This is a genomic window from Bacillus sp. AFS040349 (assembly GCF_002577655.1).
Lineage (GTDB): Bacteria > Bacillota > Bacilli > Bacillales > Bacillaceae > Metabacillus.
On sequence record NZ_NUMC01000144.1, the window covers coordinates 1 to 23,203 of the forward strand.

Consider the following 23,203-nt stretch of genomic DNA (forward strand, 5'->3'; position numbering starts at 1 on the left):
AGAAGTTTTGACAATACGTATTTAATAAAGGAGGGGAAGAAATGAATTGGAGAACAAGAGTAACTGATGTTTTGGGGATTCAATATCCAATTATTCAGGGGGGGTTAGCGTATTTAGCCTATTCAGATTTAGCTGCAGCTGTTTCAAATGCTGGTGGGTTAGGGCAAATTACAGCTATGTCACTTGGAACAACCGATGCACTCCGTAATGAAATTAAAAAGATACGTGATAAAACATCAAAACCGTTTGGCGTGAATTTTGCAATCGGCCAACACGGAAAAGGGTATGAAGAGCTAGTACAAGTAGCGATTGAGGAAGATGTTCCAGTGATCTCTATGACAGGTGGAAATCCCAGTCCTATTTTTGATTTACTTAAAGGCACGGAAATAAAAAAACTGGTCTTAGTAGCAGCAAAACGGCAGGCAATCAAAGCTGAAGAGTTGGGTGCAGATGCTGTAATGGTAGTAGGACAAGAAGGCGGAGGACATCTTGGAAGAACAGATGTAGGTACTATGGTGTTAGTTCCTCAAGTAGTCGACGCTGTCAATATACCTGTTATTGCTTCAGGTGGGATTGCTGATGGTAGAGGGCTAATGGCTGCTTTAAGCTTAGGAGCTGAAGGAATTGAAATGGGCACTAGATTTATTGCTACGAAAGAATGCATTCATGCACACCCTGTTTATAAGAAAGCATTAATTGATGGAGATGAAAACAGTACAGTTGTTATTAAAAAGTCACTTGGAGCAACTGCTCGGGCAATTGCTAATGAATGGACGGACAGAATCTTAGAAATTGAAAAGAATTCTGGTGGGTATGAAGAATTAAGAACTTATATTAGTGGGGGAGCTAACAAAAGATACATATATGATGGTAAGATAAATGATGGGTTTGCATGGGCAGGGCAAGTAATGGGGTTAATATCAGACATACCTTCTGTACAAGAGCTGGTTAGTCGAATTATTAAAGAGGCGGAAACAATCCGTAAAGAATGGACATAATGTTCATAGACACAGTGGAAGTGAGGCATTATACATGGAATATCAATATCCTATTTCTCTAGACTGGAACACAGAGGAAACAGTTGATGTGATTCATTTTTTTGAATGTATTGAGAAAGCATATGAAAATGGAATCGATCGGACAGTACTAATGACAGCATATCGAAGATTTAAAGAGATTGTGCCAAGTAAGGCGGAAGAAAAGACAATATGCAATGAGTTTGAAGAAGTGAGCGGTTATTCATCTTATCGCGTGATCAAAAAAGCAAAAGATGCTGAAGAAGTTCACTTATTGAAAATGTAAGAACAAAACGTCCAAAGTAGTAAAAGTACTTTGGACGTTTTGTTATCACAAACGATTTGTTTTTTTTATTTATCGAACGACAGCTTATAAAGAGGAAGTAATGTCTCATATGTTTCACGAATGACTTCATATAGCTTATCTCCGTCTCGTACAATTGGGTCTTCCGCCCGGAAATGACGACCAATAAGAAATTCCGCTTTTTTTACATCTCTAAATCTTTCTAAAGCTTTTTTTAAATCAGTTTCCTGAAGTGGCTTAGCATCTTTTTTTGTATGATCTAAAGAAACATAGTATTCTTCTGGTGTAATATCTACAACTTTATCAAGATGTTCTAAGAATTTTTTTGCAATATTTTCCTTGTTTGGTAATTCATAAATAAATGCCAGCCAAATAAAAAGATGGTCATCAAATAATCCAACCTGAAAGTGAGGATGCTGTTTATATCCACGTTTATTATCCGCAATAGCCAACCATGTATCTTTAGGTGGATTTACCGTTCTTCTTGCATGCTTTGCTATATGTAAAAACATTTCTTTTTGCAGCAAAGAAGCAAGATCATCTGTTAAAGCTTGTCCTAACTCATGGAATTTTGGTTGAATACGTCCTCGAATTGCTTCCATCCGTTCATCCAGACCATCTATTGTAAATGTTTCAAAATCTTCATTTGTGAACCCATTAAACTTCATCGATCAAAGTTCCTCCTAGTTTATATCTAATTTTAATTTATAATTATTATAAACAATTTCCGTCCTCTTTCCCAGTTATATGTCTTCCTTAAGTTTACCTTAAAAACGATTGATTATTTACTAGTTAAAACTACCCGAACATACATTCTTGATACTCTCTTTTTAAAGTTTTAAAAAATAATTTGGTGGTATAGATTAGGTAAATACACAATTTTGTCTAATTGGTTCCAACTTTTTTTACGATCACATATTATATAAAAAAACTATTAAAACATTAAATGATTCTTTGAAATCGCTTTGTTGGTTACCTTGTTATAAAAAAGATGAAATGAAAGGGGCGGTAAAAAATGAAACAAATAGTTAAAACGAGTGGTCAGAAAATGATTAACAATCGTATTGGGGTGTTAAGACTCGAACTCGATTACGAATTAGCCTCCCTTTACGAAGCTATGCAGAATAAAGATCAAAAGAAAAAAATAGAGTGTAAGCAAAAACTAGAAAAGTTAAGAAAAGAGTGGATGAAACTTCAAGCTTAGTAGAGAAGAATATCTACAAACGAACCTTAGGTTAGGTTCGTTTTTATCTGCGCGACAAAGTGTCAGATACTTGATTTCCGTTAATTCCATACAGTATGCTTAATATAGAAATGGTGATTTATTACATAGAAATGAGGTTGCTTAATGACGAACTGGAAGGAATTAGATCAAAGGGCAAAACAGTGGGTGGAAGAAGCCGGTGAATTAATTAGAAACTCTTTTGATTCTGCCCTTTCTATACAGTACAAGTCAAACCCAAATGATTTGGTTACAAATATGGATAAAGAAGTAGAACAATATTTAATAAGTAAAATTCAAGAAACCTACCCTGATCACAAAATCCTTGGTGAAGAGGGATATGGTGATAAGGTGGAAAGTTTAGACGGAGTCGTGTGGATTATTGATCCAATTGATGGCACGATGAATTTTGTCCATCAGCAAAGAAACTTCGCTATATCTGTAGGAGTATATGGAGATGGTGTTGGTTACATAGGGTTAATCTATGATGTTGTACATAAAGAGCTTTATCATGCTTTTAGAGGAGAGGGTGCTTATATGAATGAGTTACCTTTGCCTAAACGTGATGAAGTGAAAATCGAGCAAGCTATATTAAGTGTAAGTCCGATGTGGGTAACAGAGAATAAACGGTTCGATCACCAATTAATTACCCCTATTGTTAAAAGGGTACGTGGTACAAGGTCTTATGGATCAGCAGCGCTTGAATGTGCATATGTTGCAGCGGGACGTTTAGATGCTTATATGACGATGAGATTGGCACCTTGGGACTTTGCGGCGGGTTTGGTTCTGCTAGAGGAAGTTGGTGCAAACGCATCAACATTATCAGGAGAAAAACTTGATCTATTAAATAAGAATAGCTTTTTTATTGGTGAACAATCATTACATCAATATATCCTTAAAGAATTTTTGGTAAAATGACAAAATTAACATCTCGTATACTTGAAACTAGTGATTATCCATTTTTCATGGATTTAGTTAGGACAAGTCTAGAATGGCAAGAGGAAGAATGTAAAGTCGAAGACATTACTGAATACCTATCATCATACAAAATGTACAACGGTGATTGGAGGGTATGGTTGGATGAAAATCACCTTATAGGTATATCATATGTTTTGGAATGGTCTCCAGCTAACGAGAAGCCTTGGATTGGTACGATTATTGTTCATGAAAACTTTAGAGGAAAAGGATATGGAAAAGCCATACTGAATGAAATCGGAATGGTTTTAAGTGATAATGGCCATAAAGCAATATTTGCGGGGTGTCCTATTCAGAGAGATTCCTGGCTTCTATTTCTTGGGAAATGTGGATTTGAGCAATTTAAGGTTGAAGAGGATGATACAACTCATAAAAAATTTATGATCTCTGTTAAGCCATTATAAAGAAAACTCGCCGAAGGTGGCGAGTTTCTTTAATTTCTAGAGAAAAGGAGAGGATCTTATATTAAGCCTTTTTCTCTCATTCTTTTTTTCATAATAAAACCAGTAGCCATTACAGCATTTAGACCAATGATGGCTAAAATAATTCCCAGGATGCTTCGTTCACCAACGGCCACTCCAATTCCAATCATAAAAAGGGCTGCTAATACAGCTAATACAAGAAAAATCCATTTACCTTGTTTCATTAAAAATGACAGCTCCCAACCATGGCTTTGCCTAATTTTTGATTACTTCTTATAGTTTACTTAAAATCATTCGGCTTTTCTAGATTGTTTATGGTATAATATCGAAGGTGATTTTGAAATAATGAAAGTATTAACTCAGAATACTACAGGAATGAGCATTTTAAAACCATTTAGATAGCCTCTCATTCTTTGGTTATTATATATTTTTAGGAGATGAAATTGTGAAACTTCGAAATGATATTCGCAACATTGCTATTATTGCCCACGTTGACCACGGTAAAACAACTTTGGTTGACCAACTTTTACATCAGTCTGGAACATTCCGTACGAACGAGCAAGTTGCTGAACGTGCAATGGATTCAAACGACCTTGAGCGTGAGCGTGGAATTACAATCCTTGCAAAAAACACAGCAATAAACTATAAAGACAAACGTATTAACATTATGGATACGCCAGGACATGCTGACTTCGGTGGAGAAGTTGAACGTATTATGAAAATGGTTGACGGTGTATTACTTGTTGTTGATGCTTATGAAGGGTGTATGCCACAAACACGCTTCGTATTAAAGAAAGCATTAGAGCAAAACTTAACACCGATTGTTGTCGTAAACAAGATTGACCGTGATTTTGCACGTCCATCAGAAGTAGTCGATGAAGTGTTAGATTTATTCATCGAGCTTGATGCAAATGAAGATCAATTAGAATTCCCGGTAGTGTTTGCTTCAGCTATTAATGGTACAGCAAGTACAAGTCCTGACCCAGCTGAACAAGAAGAAAACATGGCTTCATTATTTGATGCTATTGTAGATCATATTCCTGCACCAGTTGATAACAAAGAAGAGCCTCTTCAATTCCAAGTAGCTTTGTTAGATTACAATGACTACGTAGGTCGTATCGGGATTGGACGCGTATTCCGTGGAACAATGAAGGTTGGACAACAAGTTTCATTAATGAAAGTTGATGGTTCAATTAAAAACTTCCGTGTATCAAAGATTTTTGGTTTCCAAGGATTAAAACGTGTTGAAGTAGAACAAGCTGTCGCAGGGGACCTTGTTGCAGTATCAGGTATGGAAGATATCAATGTTGGTGAGACAGTATGTCCAGCTGAACATCAGGAAGCTCTTCCTATTCTACGTATAGATGAGCCTACATTACAAATGACTTTTGCTGTAAATAACAGTCCGTTTGCTGGTCGTGAAGGTAAATTTGTTACAGCACGTAAAATTGAAGAGCGTTTATTAGCTCAATTACAAACAGATGTAAGTTTACGTGTTGATCCAACAGATTCACCAGATGCATGGGTTGTTTCTGGTCGTGGAGAGCTTCATTTATCAATCTTAATTGAAAACATGCGTCGTGAAGGATATGAATTACAAGTATCCAAACCAGAGGTTATTGTTAAGGAAATTGATGGAGTAAGATGTGAACCAGTAGAACGTGTACAAATTGATGTTCCTGAAGAGCACACTGGTTCTGTTATGGAATCTATCGGAGCTCGTAAAGGTGAAATGCTTGATATGATAAATAACGGTAATGGTCAAGTACGTTTAATATTTAATGTACCTGCTCGAGGATTAATTGGATATTCAACTGAGTTCATGTCTTTAACTCGTGGATTTGGTATCATTAACCACACATTCGACAGCTACCAGCCAATGCAACCTGGTAAAGTAGGAGGACGTCGCCAAGGTGTTCTTGTTTCAATGGAGAATGGCAAGTCTACAACTTACGGTATTCAAGGTGTTGAGGACCGTGGAGTGATCTTCGTTGAAGCTGGTGTTGATGTATATGAAGGTATGATTGTTGGAGAACACACTCGTGAAAATGACCTTGTTGTTAATATTTGTAAGATGAAACAACAAACAAATATTCGTTCTGCTACTAAAGATCAAACGAGTACAATGAAAAAACCTCGTATTATGTCATTAGAAGAAGCCCTTGAGTATTTAAATGATGATGAATATTGTGAGTTAACTCCTGAATCGATTCGATTGAGAAAGAAAATTCTTGATAAAAATGAACGTGAAAAAGCAGCTAAAAAGAAAAAACTAGCTGGCATGTAATTTGAAAGCTAATTTGAAAGGCTGATTCTATTGTGTAGAATCAGCCTTTCACTTAAAGTAATGTTCATAGTTCAATTTGTGGATGGATGGTAACCTAACATAACTAGACTCCAATTTACTAAAATGATGTAACAATTTATGTGTTAGTATATAATTAGAGTTTTTATACAGTTAGTAACTAGCAAGTAAACTTGTGAGGAGGGGACATGATGGATGTTTCAGAAAGACTTTCGTTTTTTCCTAGCCTGTACCAAGTTGTCGATAACCCGAAGCTTGGGATGTGGATGTTATATTTAACAATCTTATTTTTATCGATTCTTGTTTACAAACTTGGGTTTGCTAAAAAACTTCCAATTTTAAAATCGGCTGTTATTTATACCTTTTTAGCCTTTGGTAGTACGGTATTAACATTTTTAGGAATATTTTTACCAGTTGCAGAAGGTCTAGTAGTTGCAGCACTTATTTTAATTATTTATAAAATCAGGCTATATCAGTCAAAAAAACAAGAAGCAGAAGAAGTAAAATAAAGGTTCTGACAAAAGTCAGAACCTTTATTTTATGGTTAATTTAAAAAGTCGTAGTGGAATTGGTAGGATTAAGGCGTATAGTAAGTGTCCTAATGTCCACCAAAGTATAGCTGTAAAGTCAAGTAACTCAGGTGTTTCTTTTATGGAAAGTATTGTTAAAGGGAAATATAAAAAAACAGTTGGTATAGTTAAAAAACATGAGAGAAGAACTTGCTGCTTCACCTTTACTAGCTTAAGGAAATGAGTTAAAAAAACAAAGATTATACCGATCATAACAGATACTGCTAGATGAACAATAAATTCTAAGATTTCAGGAATATAACCAATATAAATAAAATCAATATTTAGCAATAGTGTGTAAACCTTTAGATTTGTTATTGTTTCGACTAATTTTAAAAACAAGCCCAATACTGTTCCGCTTATAAGTCCGGTAACGGCTCCTTGAAAAATTCTCACCAGGTGTCTTCAGTCTTTTTATCTTGATAAAGCCGAAACTTACCGGTTGCAATTCGCTCATTTGTTTTTTCTGTAATTCTGTTTTGACAAGGATTACACATATATGTATGAATTGGACGGTTTCTAAGTCGTTTTGCAACTAATGTTTCATCGTCAATGTTTTCCACTGTATCACAGATAACACACTTTACTCTCATTTGGCACCTCTTTATTATATTAATATCTTTTACTAATTCTATTGGTCATATTATAACATAAGCCTTTAAAAGAATAGAGAAGGAATGTTTTTAGTTGGAACCTTTTAGAAAAAAAGGTATGATATTTGTATATAAAATGGAAAGGGAGGATTCAGATGGCAAATAAAGTTGAACCAGTGTTAATTGAGCCCTTATTTAATGCTTTGCAGCAAGAGCGGTATGTAACTTTGGCAACAATTGATAATGAAACGGGTTCTCCAAACATAAGTGCCATTTCTTGGGTTTTTGCTCCGGAAACTAATCGAATATTATTAGCAGTAGATGAACGCTCACGAATCATCGACAATATAAAGAAACATCCTGCAATTGTTTTAAATTTAATCGCTAACGAATCTACATACTCCATTAACGGAAATGCACATGTTAAAGGGGGAAGGTTGGAAGAAGTTCCGCTGAAACTTGCTTTAATTGAACTATCTATAATCGAAGTTCGTGATGTTATGTTCTATGGTTCAAAAATTTCAGCCGAACCAAAATATGAAAAAACGTATGATGAAAAAGCGGCATCAAAGTTAGATAAACAAGTATTAGAGGCCTTAAAAAAACATCATTGAAAAGTGAATATATTATAGTCGGATTAGAAAAAAGACTGCTTGAAACAAGATGACCCTAACACCGCTAACTCGTATTAGGTATTCATAAATTGTTCCAGGCAGTCTTGTTTTAATTTAAAAAAGTAACTGATTTACTTATCGTTTAAATGACCATTCGATTGATCTTGCTGTACTTTTTCTAACGACTTTTCTTCTTGCTCATTTAGTTGATTTTTACCTTGCTCTGTTGGTTGTTTTTGCTGGTTATCTAAGATTTCAGACGGTACTTCTGGTACGACACGTCCTACAATGGCTGCTAACTCGTCTAAGATACCAACAACTGGTCGTCCTTTCTGAATTTCGTTGGCCATTTCACGTAGTCTAACGTTTGTATCTGCATCTGCAATGACGATTGCTCTTGCTCCATATGGATCATGCATTAAGCTTTCTGCAACTGTATATTTTATTGTTTCTACTTTATTACGATCAAGCTTTGAATTAACGTCAATACCAATAACTGCAAATTGTCCAAGCACAACAGCTGTTGCATCGTTAACTTCAGGTATTTGAGTTGCGAGCTCCACAAGATGCTTTGAGATTTCTTGTCCTGTTTTACGATCAACATGCTCTTCTACGCTGTTTTTAACATTTATTGGTGTTTCGTTTCCGCCATTTTTTTGCGTATCATTGGCACCCTGGTCTTGATTGCAACCGGTTATGATGAGGAACGATAACAAAAGAATTGTAATGAATTTCATGAGATCACTCCTTAAGATTTTTTAGAATTTAGTGTTATTCATTGAATTTAATTGTTCATTTGACATCAGAATTTCAGTTGAAAAGAAGTTTTTTTACTGCTTTTTAATTTTATTGTCTAATAAACCTTCTATCTTTATTCATTCTTTCATATATTTTAGCAACGCTTCATTCACAGCTTGACTTTTTTTCACCACCTAATTGTATAAACTCCATAAAAAAATAGGAACGGAGTAGGAGGCGGAGGTTTGAGGAAGATTTATGTTTTAGACACAAATGTATTATTGCAAGATCCGAATTCAATTTTTTCTTTTGAAGAAAATGAAGTAGTAATTCCAGCAGTGGTTTTAGAAGAGGTTGATTCAAAGAAGCGGTATATGGATGAAATAGGTAGAAATGCAAGACAAGTTTCAAAATTGATTGATCAGCTTAGAGAAACAGGCAAACTTCATGAGAAAATTCCTTTACCAAATGGTGGGTCATTAAGGATAGAATTAAATCATCGGTCTTTTCACCAATTACAAGAAATTTTTGTTGAAAAAACAAATGATAACCGAATACTTGCAGTTGCAAAGAATTTATCTTTAGAGGAACAAACGAAAGAAAATGGCCGAGCAGTTATTTTAGTAAGTAAGGACACGCTCGTTCGAGTAAAGGCTGATGCGATCGGTTTAATAGCTGAGGATTTTTTAAGTGATCGAGTAGTTGAAATTGATCACATCTATTCAGGCTTTCTCGACTTGTATATTAGCAATGAAAATTTAAATCGTTTTTATGAAAAAAATGAGTTAATATTATCAGAAATAACGAATCATCCTTTTTATCCAAATCAATTTGTGATCATGAAAGATGCACTTGGAGGTTCTTCATCTGCGATTGGTAAGGTGGATCATTCAGGTAAAAAAATCCAAAGACTTGTATTTGATCATGACCACATTTGGGGAATTAAACCTAGAAATGTTCAGCAAACGATGGCTATGGAGCTTTTACTTAGAACGGACTTGCCTTTAGTTACATTAATTGGAAAAGCAGGAACTGGAAAAACATTACTTGCTTTAGCGGCAGGCCTTATGCAAACTGAAGATCTTGGTTCTTACAAAAAGTTACTTGTTGCAAGACCGATCGTACCTGTTGGAAAAGATTTAGGATTTTTACCTGGTGAGAAAGAAGAAAAGCTTAGACCGTGGATGCAGCCAATATTTGATAACCTTGAATATCTCTTTAATACCAAAAAGCCAGGTGAGCTTGATGCGATATTAGCTGGTATGGGGTCAATTGAAGTAGAAGCTTTAACGTATATTCGTGGGAGAAGTATACCTGAGCAAATTATTATTATTGATGAAGCACAAAATTTAACAAAACATGAAGTGAAAACAATTCTTACGCGTGTTGGTGAGAGAAGTAAAATTGTTCTAATGGGGGATCCTGAACAAATAGATCATCCTTATTTAGATGAATATAATAATGGACTAACCTATGTTGTGGAAAAGTTTAAAGATCAGCCTATAGCCGGTCATGTAAGGCTGGTAAAAGGAGAAAGATCTGGGTTAGCTCAGCTTGCGGCTGACTTACTATAGTGCTCTACAATTAGTCAAAAAGAAAAGGGCTTTGATCAGCCCTTTTCTTAACTCATTAAGAAACTATAATTTCCTTTACATGTTTTATTGGTGAATCAACATTTGATCCATCACCATAATAAACGTGAATAGGACCATCTTCTTTAAGAGGTTTTCCTTTCTTGCTAAACCCTAAGATCATCTCTGAAGCATCTCCAAGTGAAACGATGTATTTCTGATCTTTTGTAATAAATTGAACCTCTTTTGCATCATCTTGGGTCTCTGCATTTTGAAGGAAGGGTTTAAAAGGAATTCCAAAGGTTCCGTTCAAAATTTTTTCTTTTTCATATGTACGTTCTGTCTTAAGTGTTGGAGGGTAAATAGCTCCTTCACGAATTTCACGTTCCCAGTGTTTAGATACCGCTTTCGTATACTCTTCTAACTCATCTTTTGATTCCTGTTCCGTATGAAAATATGTTGTTAAATCAACTTTTCTATCATCGAAAATCCAAACTCCTGGATCTAAGGTAACTTGATAATTTACCTTTCCTTTTATAATAATAATTGAATTCATTATGAACACCCCTTTACAACGCTAGTATAAGCTTTTATGGAAAATTTGTCACATGTTAAGAAAGCAATCCTTTCAATGAGGTTTACAATTAATTCCATTGCGAAAGTGAACATCATTTGTGTAAAAATACATTGGCTTTAACTTATAAAAATCTAATTCCATTATGATAATATTTAAGAATTAGCAAATAGGCTTAAATTTTAGAGGATTATTTAATCTTTAGTCTGTTTGTCCTTGCTTTTTTCTTTCAATGGATTTAATATTAATACATAGAATAGGGTAATCGCTCGGAAACGGAGGGATTAAATTGGCGTCTGAGATTGCTGTTAATCATCGAGAAAAGGCACTTGCGGTACTTAAGGCAGATGCTGATAAAATCATGAAATTAATCAAGGTTCAAATGGATAATTTAACGATGCCTCAATGTCCACTTTATGAAGAGGTTTTAGATACACAAATGTTTGGTTTATCTAGAGAAATAGACTTCGCTGTAAGGCTTGGTTTAGTTGAGGAACGTGAAGGAAAAGAACTTCTTGATTCGCTTGAAAGAGAGTTGTCTGCATTACACGATGCATTTACAACAAAATAGTTGACTAAAAACTCAAACTCACATGTAATAGTTTGAGTTTTTTTAGTTTATTGATAAAAATATGATGATTTTAAAGGATTTTCCTCTATAAAAAGCGAAGATATAGTAAAATAAAGGTACAACTAGATTTACTTCATGTTTTTAAGTAAGGAAGAGATAATTATGATGAAAAAAATAATAAAATCATATGATTATTCATTAATATTGGCTGTTATCCTGTTATGTTCATTTGGACTTGTTATGGTTTATAGTTCTAGTATGATCACAGCAGTTGCACGATATGGCTTTGAGCCAGATCATTTTTTTCAAAGGCAAAAAATGGCTCTTATTGGAGGCGGTCTTGCATTTATTGTAATGATGATTTTTCCTTACAGAGCATTTTTAAATAGTAAAATTTTGAAATTTATTGTCTTTGGATCTATTGGACTCTTAGTCTCTTTATTTTTCATCGGGCATGTAGCAGGTAACGCTCAAAGTTGGATCAAGTTGGGGGGTTTCAGCCTTCAGCCTGGGGAGTTTGTGAAGCTAAGTGTAATCATTTATCTTGCAGCTGTTTATGATAAGAAGCAGTCTTATATAGATGAATTTGGACGAGGTGTTCTTCCTCCGCTTATTTTCACAGGACTTATTTGCTTTTTTGTTGTCATTCAACCTGATTTTGGAACTGCTTTTATAATTGGGATGATTGCTATTTGTATGATTGTCTGCTCAGGAATGGCGATAAAAAGTATGTTAAAGCTAATATCTCTATTCGGGCTGTTTTGCTTATTGATGCTGCCGTATATCATTCTTAAAGGATTTTTTAGCGATGAACAGATGAGTCGTTTTACTGGTGTGCTAGATCCTTTCGGAAACGAAGGGGGAGCTGGATATCAACTTGTAAATTCTCTTTATGCAATTGGTTCCGGTGGCTTGACAGGATTAGGTTTGGGACAAAGTGTTCAAAAGTATGGATACTTACCTGAATCACATACTGATTTTATAATGTCTATCATTGCTGAGGAATTAGGAATTTTAGGAGTCCTATTTGTATTGATTCTACTATCATTTATTGTAATAAAAGGGTTCTATATTGCAAGGAAATGTCAAGATCCTTTTGGTACCTTGCTTGCCGTTGGTATTTCAAGTATGATTGCCATTCAATCTATGATTAATTTAGGCGGGTTAACGGGAATGCTACCGATTACAGGTGTTCCTTTACCGTTTATAAGCTACGGAGGTTCTTCTATTCTTTTGCTCCTTATTTCTATGGGGCTACTTATAAATGTTTCAATGTTTACAACATACCGTGATACGTATAAGAAGCCTGTTAAAGTGGATAATCAACCATTACAAGAAATCAAGCCTATTCAAACAACAAAGAATACTTCAATAAGATAAAATTTACTTAAATACCCATCAGTCACAAATGTCTGTCTGACGGGTATTTTATTTATATTCTGAAGATAACTACCTGCTGTGTTAGTCTAAAAGGCCAAATAGCCATTGATTTTCTGTATAACATTTTTATTCAATGTGTTATACTAATTGCAAACTAATTGTTTGTTTTAGGAGGGGAAATGATTTAATGGGTAAAGTGAATAAGCTTTTAGTTGCAAACAGAGGGGAAATAGCGATTCGGGTTTTTCGGGCATGTACAGAGTTGAATATTAGGACAGTAGCGATTTATTCGAAAGAAGATACAGGATCATATCATCGCTATAAAGCTGATGAAGCTTATTTAGTAGGAGAAGGAAAGAAACCAATTGATGCCTATCTTGATATCGAAGGAATCATTGAGATCGCAAAAAATAATCAGGTTGATGCAATACATCCAGGTTATGGTTTTTTATCTGAGAATATTCATTTTGCTAGAAGATGCGAGGAAGAAGGAATCATTTTTGTCGGTCCTAAATCTGAGCATTTAGATATGTTTGGAGATAAGGTAAAGGCAAGAAAACAAGCAGAACTAGCTAATATACCTGTTATTCCGGGGAGTGATGGTCCTGTAGCAAACCTTGATGAAGTGATTGAATTTGGAGATACATACGATTATCCTTTTATGATTAAGGCCTCACTAGGAGGCGGTGGAAGAGGTATGAGAATTGTAAGAAGTAAAGAAAGCTTACAAGAATCATATGAACGAGCAAAATCTGAAGCGAAAGCAGCTTTTGGGAACGATGAGGTTTATGTAGAAAAATTTATTGAGAATCCTAAACATATTGAAGTTCAAATATTTGGAGATCATGACGGGAAAACTGTTCACCTTTATGAAAGAGATTGTTCTGTCCAGAGACGTCATCAAAAGGTTGTTGAGGTAGCACCTAGTGTTTCTTTATCGGAGGACCTTCGTATTAGGATTTGCGATGATGCTGTAAAGCTTATGGATAATGTGAAATATTTAAATGCAGGAACAGTTGAATTTTTAGTTTCAGGAGATCACTATTATTTCATTGAAGTAAATCCACGTGTACAGGTTGAACATACGATAACTGAAATGATAACAGGAATTGATATTGTCCAAACTCAAATTCTAATAGCTCAGGGTCATAATCTGGCAAGTAAAGAGATTGGCATTCTATCTCAAGATCAAATTAAAGTAAATGGTTATGCAATTCAATCAAGGGTAACGACAGAAGATCCTTTAAATAACTTTATGCCTGATACCGGTAAAATTATGGCATACCGATCTGGTGGCGGCTTTGGTGTTCGTTTAGATGCAGGTAATGGGTTTCAAGGGGCTGTTATTACTCCTCACTATGATTCATTACTAGTAAAGCTTTCGACTTGGGCTTTAACATTTGAACAAGCTGCATCTAAAATGGTCAGAAATTTAAGGGAATTTAGAATAAGAGGAATTAAAACAAATATCCCTTTCTTAGAAAATGTAGTAAAGCATGAGGACTTCTTAAGTGGAAAATATAATACATCCTTTATCGACTCATCACCGGAGTTATTTGTTTTTCCAAAAAGGAAAGACAGGGGAACAAAAATGCTTTCATACATTGGAACTCTTACTGTAAATGGATTCCCTGGAATAGATAAACAAAAGAAGCCTGTGTTTGAGAAACCTGTTGTTCCAAAAGTCAAGTACTCTGAACAAAAATTAAATGGAACGAAACAAATTTTAGACAAACAAGGAGCTTCAGGGCTTATTAAGTGGATAAAGGATCAAAATCAAGTGCTGTTAACAGATACAACATTTAGAGATGGACACCAATCCTTACTTGCAACACGAGTGCGAACAAATGACTTAAAGAATATAGCTGAACCAACTTCGCAATTGTTACCTCATTTATTTTCTTTGGAAATGTGGGGCGGGGCAACTTTTGATGTTTCTTACCGTTTTTTAAAAGAAGATCCTTGGGATCGTTTATTAACAATTCGTGATAAAGTGCCAAACGTATTGTTACAGATGCTACTGCGAGCATCAAATGCAGTTGGGTATAAAAATTATCCTGATAATGTCATAAAGGAATTTGTTGAAAAATCAGCATATGCAGGTATTGATGTTTTTAGAATTTTTGACAGTTTGAACTGGGTTAAAGGAATGACATTGGCAATTGATGAGGTAGGTAAATCTGGGAAAATTGCAGAAGCTGCTATTTGCTATACAGGAGATATATTGGATTCAAGCAGACCTAAATATAATCTGGAATATTATAAAAATATGGCAAAAGAGCTTGAGCGAGCTGGTGCGCATATTCTAGCGATTAAGGATATGGCAGGTTTACTTAAACCTAAAGCAGCCTATGAACTCATATCTACCCTTAAAGATGCAGTTGATCTCCCAATCCACCTTCATACCCATGATACAAGTGGTAATGGAATTTTTACCTATTCAAAAGCAATTGAGGCTGGGGTAGATATAGTTGATGTAGCGGTAAGTTCAATGGCAGGGCTTACCTCACAACCAAGTGCGAATTCCCTTTATTATGCTTTAGAAGGATATGAGCGACAACCAAATATAGATATACAGTCATTAGAACAGCTTTCACAATATTGGGAGAATGTTAGGAAATATTATGTTAACTTTGAGAGTGGTATGAACGCACCACATTCAGAAATTTATATGCACGAAATGCCAGGAGGTCAATATAGTAATCTTCAGCAACAAGCAAAGGCTGTTGGACTAGGTGATGAATGGGATAAAGTAAAAGAGATGTACCGCAGAGTAAATGATCTATTCGGTGACATAGTCAAAGTTACCCCTTCGTCTAAGGTTGTTGGCGACATGGCACTATTCATGGTTCAAAATAAACTAAATGAAGATGATATTTTTGAAAAGGGCGAAACTCTGGATTTTCCTGATTCAGTTATTGAATTGTTTGAGGGGTATTTAGGGCAACCGCATGGAGGGTTTCCTAAAGAATTACAACGAATCATTTTAAAAGGTCGCACTCCTATAACCGAGCGACCTGGTGAAAAACTTGAACCAGTAAATTTTCAAGCTATGAAAGAAGAGCTATTTCATAGTTTGGGAAGACCTGTAACTAATTTTGAACTAATTTCTAATGCTCTTTACCCTAAAGTCTTTTCTGAATATATTAAAACATGTGATATGTATGGTGATATTTCTGTCCTTGATACCCCAACTTTTTTATATGGAATGAGGTTGGGTGAGGAGATAGAGGTTGAGATTGAACAAGGTAAAACATTAATAGTGAAACTTGTTTCAATTGGTGAACCTCAAGCTGATGGACATAGAGTTGTTTATTTTGAATTAAATGGTCAGCCCCGTGAAGTGTTGATTAAAGACGAAAACATACAATCTACGGTAGTGTCAAAGCTTAAAGCTGATAAAAGCAATGGAGAACATATTGGTGCGACTATGCCGGGAACAGTTATTAAGGTGTTAGTTGTAAAAGGTGAAAAAGTGAACAAAGGTGATCATTTAATTATTACAGAAGCTATGAAAATGGAAACTACAGTTCAAGCTCCCTTTACAGGAGTTGTTAAAAGTATTCATGTTACTAATGGTGAGGGAATTCAATCTGGTGATTTGTTAATAGAAATTTCTAAAGGGTAATCTACCAATACTTTAGAGAAAATAAAAAAGAGGCGAAGGCCTCTTTTTTTATTTGGAAAATGAATGTTCAGTTGTTGAACTAACCTCAGTATTTAAATTACTACGACTAACTAATAAAAGGAAATAGCTGAATAGTCCAAACAAACATGAAATTATAAGTGCATGAGCTAACGATACAAAAAGATTTAACCCTGATAAAACAACAAATGCTCCGGATGTTACCTGCATACATACTAAAATAAAGGCAATCATCCAACCTTTATAAATAATTTTTTGATGTTTGTGATACTTAAATGCACGCCATGCGGTATATGTTATCCAAATAAAAATAATGCCCGCAGCCATTCGATGTCCCATTTGAATCCATTCATGCAGTGTAGTCGGCAGTTCACCTGCTCGTCCGCTGCACATCGGCCATTCTGGACAGGCTAGACTTGCACCTTTATGTCTAACATATGCGCCAGTGTAAACGACAACATATGAATAGACGATAATGCCAACCATATGAAATTTCATAGTCTTATCAATTATTAATGTCTTTGAGTCAAATTTCTTATCAAATTCAAATATTAATAGTGTTAATAACAATACAGATGCAAAGGAAATAAGCGATATACCGAAATGAAGAGCAAGAACGGCATCTGATTGGCCCCACATAACAGCAGCAGCTCCAATTAAGGCCTGCAATACTAGAAAAAACATTGATAGTATAGCTAAAAACTTTGTTTCTCTTACATGACCTATTTGTTTCCAGGACCATATTGAGAGAATTAACACAGCTATACCAGCAAGTCCACTAACCAAACGATGACTAAGTTCTATAACGAGTTCAAAAGTGATTTCACTCGGTACAAGCTCGCCGTGACATAGCGGCCAAGAATCTCCACATCCTGCACCTGACTCAGTTTTCGTAACAAGAGCTCCGCCAATTAAAACACACAACATAATCACTGTTGTCAAAACGGCGAACCATTTAAGAGCACGTTGCAACATGTTCACCTACTTAAGTATAGTCAATTGAGATAAATATTAGAAAAAAATACTCCACCGTATCGTACACAATGTATAAGAAAAAGACAATAAATAACGTAAAATGTTCACAAAGTTCTTAAGTTTTATGAAAAGGGTGTCAAATATAGTCGTCACAATTTATTGCTCCGTTAAAGGGGTTGAATATGTATTAGGAGTTTACTAGAAAAATAGAAGGTACCATTATTTTTATTACAATAACTATTTTTTCCTAAGAATTGAAATGGAAATTATGATAAAATAGGAAGGCTTGGTATAGTAGTATAGTTCAAGGGAGATGTATCGCTTCACAATTTCGACAAAAATACTTCATAAATTATTCACAATTTAAGAAAGAATTATGTTTTAATATCAAGTAGACCGTTTTTAAATGTTTATTTTTTTAGTATGATAAGATATAGAAAATTAGCAGGTTGCAACCGCCTTCATCTTACTTCTCTTAACTATGTTATCATATGTAATAGAAGAGACTGTTTATTTCAAAAGCAAGTATTTTAAAGACAGGTGAAGGAAATTGAAATAGCCTAAATATTTTAGGTTATATTGGGTAAGGAGGTAATGAATTGGCAGATACAAAAGTTTTGGATGAGGCTGCAATTAAGCATCATTCAAATGATATACGTGAGACGACACTCTGGAAGGATTTCCTTTCATTAATTAAAGTAGGGATTGTTAACTCAAATGCAATAACTACCTTTACTGGTATTTGGCTTGCTCTTTACTTTAGTGGTAAAGGATTCCTAGCTAATATTGATGTCGTACTATTTACATTGCTTGGTTCTTCATTAGTAATCGCTGGATCCTGTGCAATTAATAATTATTATGACAGGGATATTGATCATTTAATGGAAAGAACAAAGGAACGTCCAACAGTTACTGGAAAAATGAACCCAATGCATGCATTGTGGATTGGAATCTTTCTGTTAACTATAGGATTTGCATTAATGCTTATGACAACGATCACTGCGACAATTATTTCGTTGGTAGGGGTTGTTACTTATATCTTTTTGTATACAATGTGGTCTAAGCGTTTATATACCATTAATACTGTTATTGGAAGTGTTTCAGGTGCTGTTCCACCTTTAATTGGATGGGCGGCAATTGACTCTAACTTAAGTGTTATGGCATGGGTACTATTTTTAATTATGTTCATTTGGCAACCACCACATTTTTTAGCCTTAGCAATGAGAAGAACCGAAGAGTATCGAGCTGCTAATATTCCAATGCTTCCTGTTGTTCATGGGTTTGATGTTACTAAACGTCAAATTATGGTATGGGTTGCATGCTTAATACCGTTGCCATTTTACTTATATGAACTTGGTGTGGGATTTCTGATTCTAGCAACCATTCTTAATATTGGGTGGGTAATAATTGGAATAAAAGGCTTTAAAAATAAAGAAATTGAAATGAAATGGGCAACTAAAATGTTCGTCTATTCAATTAACTACTTAACAATTTTGTTTGTATCAATGGTGTTATTCACCATTATCTAATTGTGAAATTCTTTCTTTAAAAAGAATTTATTTATACAAGAGTTCCTGTAAAATTGATAGGACTTTAATTTACTGAAAGAGGGGTTTGATTTGGCTATGAGAAAATGGCTGACAAAATGGCGTCTGTTTTCACTTTTCGCAGTTATGACGCTTGTCTTAGCCGGCTGCGGTGAACCGTTTCTTTCCACGCTTAAACCTGCTGGTGAAGTAGCGGATATGCAGTACGACATCATGGTATTAAGTACTTTAGTTATGGTCGTCGTTATTGCAATCGTAACGGTAATCTTCATTTATGTTGTAATGAAATTCCGTAGAAGCAAAATGGGAGAAGACAACATTCCTGTACAAGTTGAAGGGAATCATAAGCTAGAAATCATTTGGACTGTTATTCCTATTTTGTTACTTCTTGTCTTAGCTGTGCCTGTGGTATCTGCAACATTTAAACTTGCAGAGGTGGATGCTATCGATGATGAGAACCGTAAACCAGAAGACGCGATCGTTGTTAATGTTCGTGCAAATCTATACTGGTGGGAATTTGAATATCCTGATTACGGAATAGTTACGAGTCAAGATTTAGTCGTTCCAACTGATGAGAGAGTTTACTTTAACTTGATTGCTTCTGATGTTAAGCACTCATTCTGGATTCCATCAATTGGTGGAAAGATGGATACGAACGTAGACAATGTAAACCAAATGTGGTTAAAGTTTGATTCAGCAAGAGCTGACCAAGCTGGTGAGTATTTCTATGGTAAATGTGCTGAACTTTGTGGACCTTCACACGGATTAATGGACTTTAAAGTAAAAGCTATTTCCAGAGACGAATTTGACCAGTGGATCTCTGGCATGGAAAATGCTAATGCAGTTGCTTCAACTGATTTAGCAAAACAAGGTGAGCAATTATTTGAAGAAAAAGGATGTATTGCTTGTCATGCTGTTTCTCCTACTGATGAGAGACCAGCAGCTGCAAGAACTGCTCCTAACTTAGCAACATTTGGAGAGCGTGCTCGTGTAGCAGGTGTTCTTGAACACAATGCTGAGAACGTTCGTGCTTGGTTAGAAGATCCTGAAGCATACAAGCCAGGAAATAAAATGACTGGTACTTATCCAGAATTGAATGATCAAGAGTTGGATGCTCTAACTGAATATTTAATGGGACTTAAAGTCTCAAGTAATTAATTAAGAGCTAAATGAAAAGGGAGGTAACACTGTGAGCACGTTAACTCAGAAAAAAGGGGTCGGCGCTGTTCTTTGGGACTATCTCACAACGGTAGACCATAAGAAAATCGCTATCCTTTACCTGATATCCGGTGGCTTCTTCTTCCTTGTTGGTGGATTAGAAGCAATGATGATCCGCATTCAGCTAGCCGTTCCGAACAATGATTTTGTTAGTGCTGGTTTATACAATGAAGTGTTAACAATGCATGGAACGACAATGATATTTTTAGCTGCAATGCCTTTATTATTCGCATTAATGAATGCGGTTGTACCATTACAAATTGGTGCTCGTGACGTAGCATTTCCATTCTTAAACTCTTTAGGTTTTTGGTTATTCTTCTTTGGTGGAGTTTTCTTAAACTTAAGTTGGTTTTTAGGAGGAGCACCTGACGCAGGTTGGACGTCATATGCATCTTTAGCGTTAGAATCACCAGGACATGGTGTTGATTTTTACTTATTAGGATTACAGGTTTCAGGTCTAGGTACGTTGATAGCTGGGATTAACTTCCTTGTAACAATCATTAACATGCGTGCACCTGGAATGACTTACATGCGTATGCCATTATTTACATGGACTACATTTGTAGCTTCTGCACTTATTTTATTTGCTTTCCCTGCATTAACAGTAGGTTTAGCATTTCTAATGTTTGATCGTTTATTTGGTACTGCTTTCTTTAACCCTGCTTTAGGCGGTAACACTGTAATTTTCGAACATATCTTCTGGATTTTTGGACACCCTGAAGTATATATCTTAGTATTACCTGCTTTCGGTATCTTCTCAGATATTCTTCCGGTTTTTGCAAGAAAGCGTTTGTTCGGATATTCATCAATGGTATTTGCTACAGTTTTAATCGGTTTCCTTGGGTTCATGGTTTGGGCTCACCATATGTTTACAACTGGTTTAGGACCAATTGCAAATGCTATTTTTGCGGTAGCTACTATGGCAATCGCTGTACCAACAGGTATTAAAATTTTCAACTGGCTATTTACAATTTGGGGTGGATCTATTAAATTTACGTCCCCAATGGTATGGTCTGTAGCATTTATTCCTACATTCGTTATGGGTGGAGTAACAGGTGTAATGCTTGCTATGGCTGCAGCTGACTATCAATACCATGATAGTTACTTTGTAGTAGCTCACTTCCACTATGTAATTGTAGGTGGGGTAGTATTCTCATTATTTGCTGGTGCCATTTACTGGTGGCCAACAATGTTTGGTAAATTGTTAAATGAAAAATTAAACATGGTAACCTTTGTTTTATTCTTTACTGGTTTCCATTTAACTTTCTTTATCCAACATTTCTTAGGCTTAATGGGGATGCCTCGTCGTGTATTCACATTCTTACCTGGTCAAGGGTTAGATACAGGGAACTTTATTAGTACAATCGGTGCTTTCTTAATGGCAGCTGGAACAATTCTTTTACTTATTAATATTGTCTACACGGCAGTAAAGGGTAAAAAAGTTGGAAGAGATCCATGGGGAGACGGTCGTACACTTGAGTGGGCGATTTCATCACCACCACCTGAGTATAACTTTAAACAAACTCCACTTGTTCGTGGATTAGATGCTCTTTGGATTGAGAAGATGGAAGGAAATAAAGAAATGACACCAGCAGAACCACTTGGTGACATTCATATGCCTAACGGATCAATCCTACCGTTTATTATGTCATTTGGATTATTTATTGTATCATTTGGATTAATGTACCGTGAAGATTACAGTTGGGGACTTCCTGCGATCATTGTAGGTTTCATTATTACTTTCGCTTGTATGTTCTTACGTTCTGTTATTGATGATCATGGATATCATATCCATAAAGAGGACTTACTTAATGAAGATAAAGGAGGGAAAGCGTAATGGCATCTGTTGAAGAAAAATTAACAGCAGAAAATTTCCCTGCTTCGCCTGAAAAGTCAACCCTTGAAGGCAAAAATAAATTTACTGGCTTTTGGTTATTCCTTGGTGGAGAGACAGTACTCTTTGCAACTCTTTTTGCAACATTCTTAGCTTTAAGAGAATCTACTGCAGGTGGGGCTACCACACAAGAGTTATTTGAAATTCCTCTTGTATTTGCAGCAACGATGTTACTTTTAACATCAAGTTTAACTAGTGTATATGCAATGTACCATATGAAAAACTTCAATTTTGGTAAAATGCAACTTTGGTTAATCATTACTGTTCTATTAGGATTGGCATTCCTGATTTTGGAAATTTATGAGTTTAATCATTATGTCCATGAATTTGAATTCACAATTACTAGTAGTGCACTTGGATCTTCTTTCTACACGCTAGTAGGAACACACGGACTTCACGTTGCTTTTGGTCTATTATGGATTACTACCTTAATTGTTCGAAATGCAAAACGTGGCTTAAGTTTGTATAATGCACCTAAATATTATGTTGCAAGTTTATATTGGCACTTTATTGATGTTGTTTGGGTGTTCATTTTCACTGTTGTATACTTAATGGGAATGGTGGGATAAACTGATGGCAAATAATCATAATTCAACAAACCCTAAAGTAGATCTTGCTTATCGTCGTAAAAAAAATGCAGAGGATATGAAACATCAGGTTGTAACATTTGGCATGATGATTTTCTTAACAATTGTCGCATTTATTGCTGTAGGATATGATGGAATTGCTGAATGGTTCAAGATTCCTTTTATCATTACTCTTGCGGTTATTCAAGTCATTTTCCAGCTTTACTACTTTATGCATATGAGTCATAAAGGACATGAAACTCCAGCATTATTTCTTTTTTCAGGTGTAGGAGTTGCTGGCTTAACAGTTTTAGCTTTCGTTACGATCATTTGGTGGTAATGAAAACAATGAAGAGCAATTGGCGTATATGCTGATTGCTCTTTCTTTATTCGTTAATCCTTAAATACCCACTTAAACGGGATATAATTATTGGTTAGTTGTATATAAATAATTAAATTATCCCCTTAATAGCAAATGTATTTAGATATATATTAGGCTCTCT

The 23,203-nt window shown here is 35.3% G+C and carries 24 protein-coding genes; 17 read left to right on the top strand and 7 right to left on the bottom strand.

Going from position 1 to position 23,203, the window contains the following annotated elements:
- The first annotated feature begins 41 nt into the window (after nt 1-41).
- On the top strand, nt 42-998 hold the full coding sequence (locus tag COD11_RS23805) for an NAD(P)H-dependent flavin oxidoreductase (protein WP_098799386.1): 957 nt from the start codon (nt 42-44) through the stop codon (nt 996-998).
- A 34-nt stretch (nt 999-1,032) separates the two neighbouring features.
- Nucleotides 1,033-1,302: a UPF0223 family protein gene (locus tag COD11_RS23810; protein ID WP_098799387.1), complete on the top strand. Its 270-nt coding sequence runs from the start codon at nt 1,033-1,035 to the stop codon at nt 1,300-1,302.
- 65 nt (nt 1,303-1,367) lie between these two features.
- Here COD11_RS23810 and COD11_RS23815 read toward each other — a convergent pair whose 3' ends face one another.
- Entirely contained in the window at nt 1,368-1,988 is a 621-nt protein-coding gene (locus COD11_RS23815) for a YktB family protein (RefSeq protein ID WP_098799388.1), read from the bottom strand.
- Nucleotides 1,989-2,335: 347 nt separating this feature from the next.
- On the opposite strand from COD11_RS23815, the gene COD11_RS23820 reads away from it, so the two are divergent.
- The 3 genes from COD11_RS23820 (at nt 2,336) to COD11_RS23830 (ending at nt 3,921) form a co-directional block, all read left to right on the top strand.
- The gene (locus tag COD11_RS23820) at nt 2,336-2,524 is read left to right on the top strand and encodes a hypothetical protein (RefSeq protein WP_098799389.1); all 189 of its coding nucleotides are present in this window, start codon (nt 2,336-2,338) and stop codon (nt 2,522-2,524) included.
- Between the two features lie 144 nt (nt 2,525-2,668).
- Nucleotides 2,669-3,460 (top strand): inositol monophosphatase family protein, encoded by a 792-nt coding sequence (locus COD11_RS23825; RefSeq protein WP_098799390.1) that lies wholly within the window; start codon nt 2,669-2,671, stop codon nt 3,458-3,460.
- A complete protein-coding gene (locus COD11_RS23830) occupies nt 3,457-3,921 on the top strand; it encodes a GNAT family N-acetyltransferase (protein WP_098799391.1) in 465 nt (154 codons plus the stop codon). Before COD11_RS23825 ends, COD11_RS23830 begins: the two co-directional genes overlap by 4 nt.
- 56 nt (nt 3,922-3,977) lie before the next feature.
- Here the strand turns inward: COD11_RS23830 and COD11_RS23835 are convergent, their stop codons facing one another.
- Entirely contained in the window at nt 3,978-4,163 is a 186-nt protein-coding gene (locus COD11_RS23835; RefSeq protein ID WP_098799392.1) for a DUF5325 family protein, read from the bottom strand.
- Between the two features lie 221 nt (nt 4,164-4,384).
- Here COD11_RS23835 and typA point away from each other — a divergent pair, with 221 nt between their 5' ends.
- Nucleotides 4,385-6,226, top strand: coding sequence for a translational GTPase TypA (typA, locus tag COD11_RS23840; protein ID WP_098799393.1), 1,842 nt, complete (start codon nt 4,385-4,387; stop codon nt 6,224-6,226).
- Nucleotides 6,227-6,432: 206 nt separating this feature from the next.
- On the top strand, nt 6,433-6,753 hold the full coding sequence (locus COD11_RS23845; RefSeq protein WP_231309446.1) for a YlaH-like family protein: 321 nt from the start codon (nt 6,433-6,435) through the stop codon (nt 6,751-6,753).
- Between the two features lie 24 nt (nt 6,754-6,777).
- Here the strand turns inward: COD11_RS23845 and COD11_RS23850 are convergent, their stop codons facing one another.
- Nucleotides 6,778-7,209: a hypothetical protein gene (locus COD11_RS23850; RefSeq protein WP_231309447.1), complete on the bottom strand. Its 432-nt coding sequence runs from the start codon at nt 7,207-7,209 to the stop codon at nt 6,778-6,780.
- Entirely contained in the window at nt 7,206-7,406 is a 201-nt protein-coding gene (locus COD11_RS23855) for a YlaI family protein (protein ID WP_098799396.1), read from the bottom strand. Before COD11_RS23855 ends, COD11_RS23850 begins: the two co-directional genes overlap by 4 nt.
- 155 nt (nt 7,407-7,561) lie before the next feature.
- On the opposite strand from COD11_RS23855, the gene COD11_RS23860 reads away from it, so the two are divergent.
- Nucleotides 7,562-8,020 carry a pyridoxamine 5'-phosphate oxidase family protein gene (locus COD11_RS23860; RefSeq protein WP_098799397.1) on the top strand — a complete coding sequence of 153 codons (459 nt, stop codon included), beginning with the start codon at nt 7,562-7,564 and terminating at the stop codon, nt 8,018-8,020.
- Nucleotides 8,021-8,151: 131 nt separating this feature from the next.
- Here COD11_RS23860 and COD11_RS23865 read toward each other — a convergent pair whose 3' ends face one another.
- Nucleotides 8,152-8,757 (bottom strand): YhcN/YlaJ family sporulation lipoprotein, encoded by a 606-nt coding sequence (locus COD11_RS23865; RefSeq protein WP_098799398.1) that lies wholly within the window; start codon nt 8,755-8,757, stop codon nt 8,152-8,154.
- A 246-nt stretch (nt 8,758-9,003) separates the two neighbouring features.
- Between COD11_RS23865 and COD11_RS23870 the strand changes: the two genes are divergently transcribed.
- Complete coding sequence (locus tag COD11_RS23870; protein WP_098799399.1) at nt 9,004-10,332, top strand: PhoH family protein; 1,329 nt, start codon at nt 9,004-9,006, stop codon at nt 10,330-10,332.
- A 55-nt stretch (nt 10,333-10,387) separates the two neighbouring features.
- Here the strand turns inward: COD11_RS23870 and COD11_RS23875 are convergent, their stop codons facing one another.
- On the bottom strand, nt 10,388-10,885 hold the full coding sequence (locus COD11_RS23875; protein WP_098799400.1) for a hypothetical protein: 498 nt from the start codon (nt 10,883-10,885) through the stop codon (nt 10,388-10,390).
- A 307-nt stretch (nt 10,886-11,192) separates the two neighbouring features.
- Here COD11_RS23875 and COD11_RS23880 point away from each other — a divergent pair, with 307 nt between their 5' ends.
- The 3 genes from COD11_RS23880 to pyc all read left to right on the top strand — a co-directional run bounded on the left by COD11_RS23880 (nt 11,193) and on the right by pyc (nt 16,482).
- A complete protein-coding gene (locus tag COD11_RS23880) occupies nt 11,193-11,474 on the top strand; it encodes an Fpa/YlaN family protein (RefSeq protein WP_098799401.1) in 282 nt (93 codons plus the stop codon).
- Between the two features lie 162 nt (nt 11,475-11,636).
- Complete coding sequence (locus tag COD11_RS23885; protein WP_098799402.1) at nt 11,637-12,854, top strand: FtsW/RodA/SpoVE family cell cycle protein; 1,218 nt, start codon at nt 11,637-11,639, stop codon at nt 12,852-12,854.
- 187 nt (nt 12,855-13,041) lie between these two features.
- Nucleotides 13,042-16,482: a pyruvate carboxylase gene (pyc, locus tag COD11_RS23890; RefSeq protein ID WP_098799403.1), complete on the top strand. Its 3,441-nt coding sequence runs from the start codon at nt 13,042-13,044 to the stop codon at nt 16,480-16,482.
- A gap of 48 nt (nt 16,483-16,530) precedes the next feature.
- Here pyc and COD11_RS23895 read toward each other — a convergent pair whose 3' ends face one another.
- Complete coding sequence (locus COD11_RS23895; protein ID WP_098799404.1) at nt 16,531-17,472, bottom strand: COX15/CtaA family protein; 942 nt, start codon at nt 17,470-17,472, stop codon at nt 16,531-16,533.
- A 602-nt stretch (nt 17,473-18,074) separates the two neighbouring features.
- Here COD11_RS23895 and cyoE point away from each other — a divergent pair.
- The 5 genes from cyoE to ctaF all read left to right on the top strand — a co-directional run bounded on the left by cyoE (nt 18,075) and on the right by ctaF (nt 23,040).
- A complete protein-coding gene (gene cyoE / locus COD11_RS23900) occupies nt 18,075-19,004 on the top strand; it encodes a heme o synthase (RefSeq protein WP_098799405.1) in 930 nt (309 codons plus the stop codon).
- A 96-nt stretch (nt 19,005-19,100) separates the two neighbouring features.
- Complete coding sequence (gene coxB, locus COD11_RS23905) at nt 19,101-20,180, top strand: cytochrome c oxidase subunit II (protein ID WP_098799435.1); 1,080 nt, start codon at nt 19,101-19,103, stop codon at nt 20,178-20,180.
- A gap of 31 nt (nt 20,181-20,211) precedes the next feature.
- Complete coding sequence (ctaD, locus tag COD11_RS23910; RefSeq protein ID WP_098799406.1) at nt 20,212-22,077, top strand: cytochrome c oxidase subunit I; 1,866 nt, start codon at nt 20,212-20,214, stop codon at nt 22,075-22,077.
- On the top strand, nt 22,077-22,703 hold the full coding sequence (gene ctaE, locus COD11_RS23915; protein WP_098799407.1) for a cytochrome c oxidase subunit III: 627 nt from the start codon (nt 22,077-22,079) through the stop codon (nt 22,701-22,703). Before ctaD ends, ctaE begins: the two co-directional genes overlap by 1 nt.
- A gap of 4 nt (nt 22,704-22,707) precedes the next feature.
- Nucleotides 22,708-23,040 carry a cytochrome c oxidase subunit IVB gene (ctaF, locus tag COD11_RS23920; protein WP_098799408.1) on the top strand — a complete coding sequence of 111 codons (333 nt, stop codon included), beginning with the start codon at nt 22,708-22,710 and terminating at the stop codon, nt 23,038-23,040.
- Nucleotides 23,041-23,203 lie beyond the last annotated feature (163 nt).

Bases quoted from the DNA above. Each gene is read 5' to 3' on its own strand.
- COD11_RS23805 (WP_098799386.1), top strand. From the start codon at position 42: ATGAATTGGAGAACAAGAGTAACTGATGTTTTGGGGATTCAATATCCA.
- COD11_RS23810 (WP_098799387.1), top strand. From the start codon at position 1,033: ATGGAATATCAATATCCTATTTCTCTAGACTGGAACACAGAGGAAACA.
- COD11_RS23815 (WP_098799388.1), bottom strand. From the start codon at position 1,988: ATGAAGTTTAATGGGTTCACAAATGAAGATTTTGAAACATTTACAATA.
- COD11_RS23820 (WP_098799389.1), top strand. From the start codon at position 2,336: ATGAAACAAATAGTTAAAACGAGTGGTCAGAAAATGATTAACAATCGT.
- COD11_RS23825 (WP_098799390.1), top strand. From the start codon at position 2,669: ATGACGAACTGGAAGGAATTAGATCAAAGGGCAAAACAGTGGGTGGAA.
- COD11_RS23830 (WP_098799391.1), top strand. From the start codon at position 3,457: ATGACAAAATTAACATCTCGTATACTTGAAACTAGTGATTATCCATTT.
- COD11_RS23835 (WP_098799392.1), bottom strand. From the start codon at position 4,163: ATGAAACAAGGTAAATGGATTTTTCTTGTATTAGCTGTATTAGCAGCC.
- COD11_RS23845 (WP_231309446.1), top strand. From the start codon at position 6,433: ATGATGGATGTTTCAGAAAGACTTTCGTTTTTTCCTAGCCTGTACCAA.
- COD11_RS23855 (WP_098799396.1), bottom strand. From the start codon at position 7,406: ATGAGAGTAAAGTGTGTTATCTGTGATACAGTGGAAAACATTGACGAT.
- COD11_RS23860 (WP_098799397.1), top strand. From the start codon at position 7,562: ATGGCAAATAAAGTTGAACCAGTGTTAATTGAGCCCTTATTTAATGCT.
- COD11_RS23865 (WP_098799398.1), bottom strand. From the start codon at position 8,757: ATGAAATTCATTACAATTCTTTTGTTATCGTTCCTCATCATAACCGGT.
- COD11_RS23875 (WP_098799400.1), bottom strand. From the start codon at position 10,885: ATGAATTCAATTATTATTATAAAAGGAAAGGTAAATTATCAAGTTACC.
- COD11_RS23885 (WP_098799402.1), top strand. From the start codon at position 11,637: ATGATGAAAAAAATAATAAAATCATATGATTATTCATTAATATTGGCT.
- pyc (WP_098799403.1), top strand. From the start codon at position 13,042: ATGGGTAAAGTGAATAAGCTTTTAGTTGCAAACAGAGGGGAAATAGCG.
- coxB (WP_098799435.1), top strand. From the start codon at position 19,101: ATGAGAAAATGGCTGACAAAATGGCGTCTGTTTTCACTTTTCGCAGTT.
- ctaE (WP_098799407.1), top strand. From the start codon at position 22,077: ATGGCATCTGTTGAAGAAAAATTAACAGCAGAAAATTTCCCTGCTTCG.
- ctaF (WP_098799408.1), top strand. From the start codon at position 22,708: ATGGCAAATAATCATAATTCAACAAACCCTAAAGTAGATCTTGCTTAT.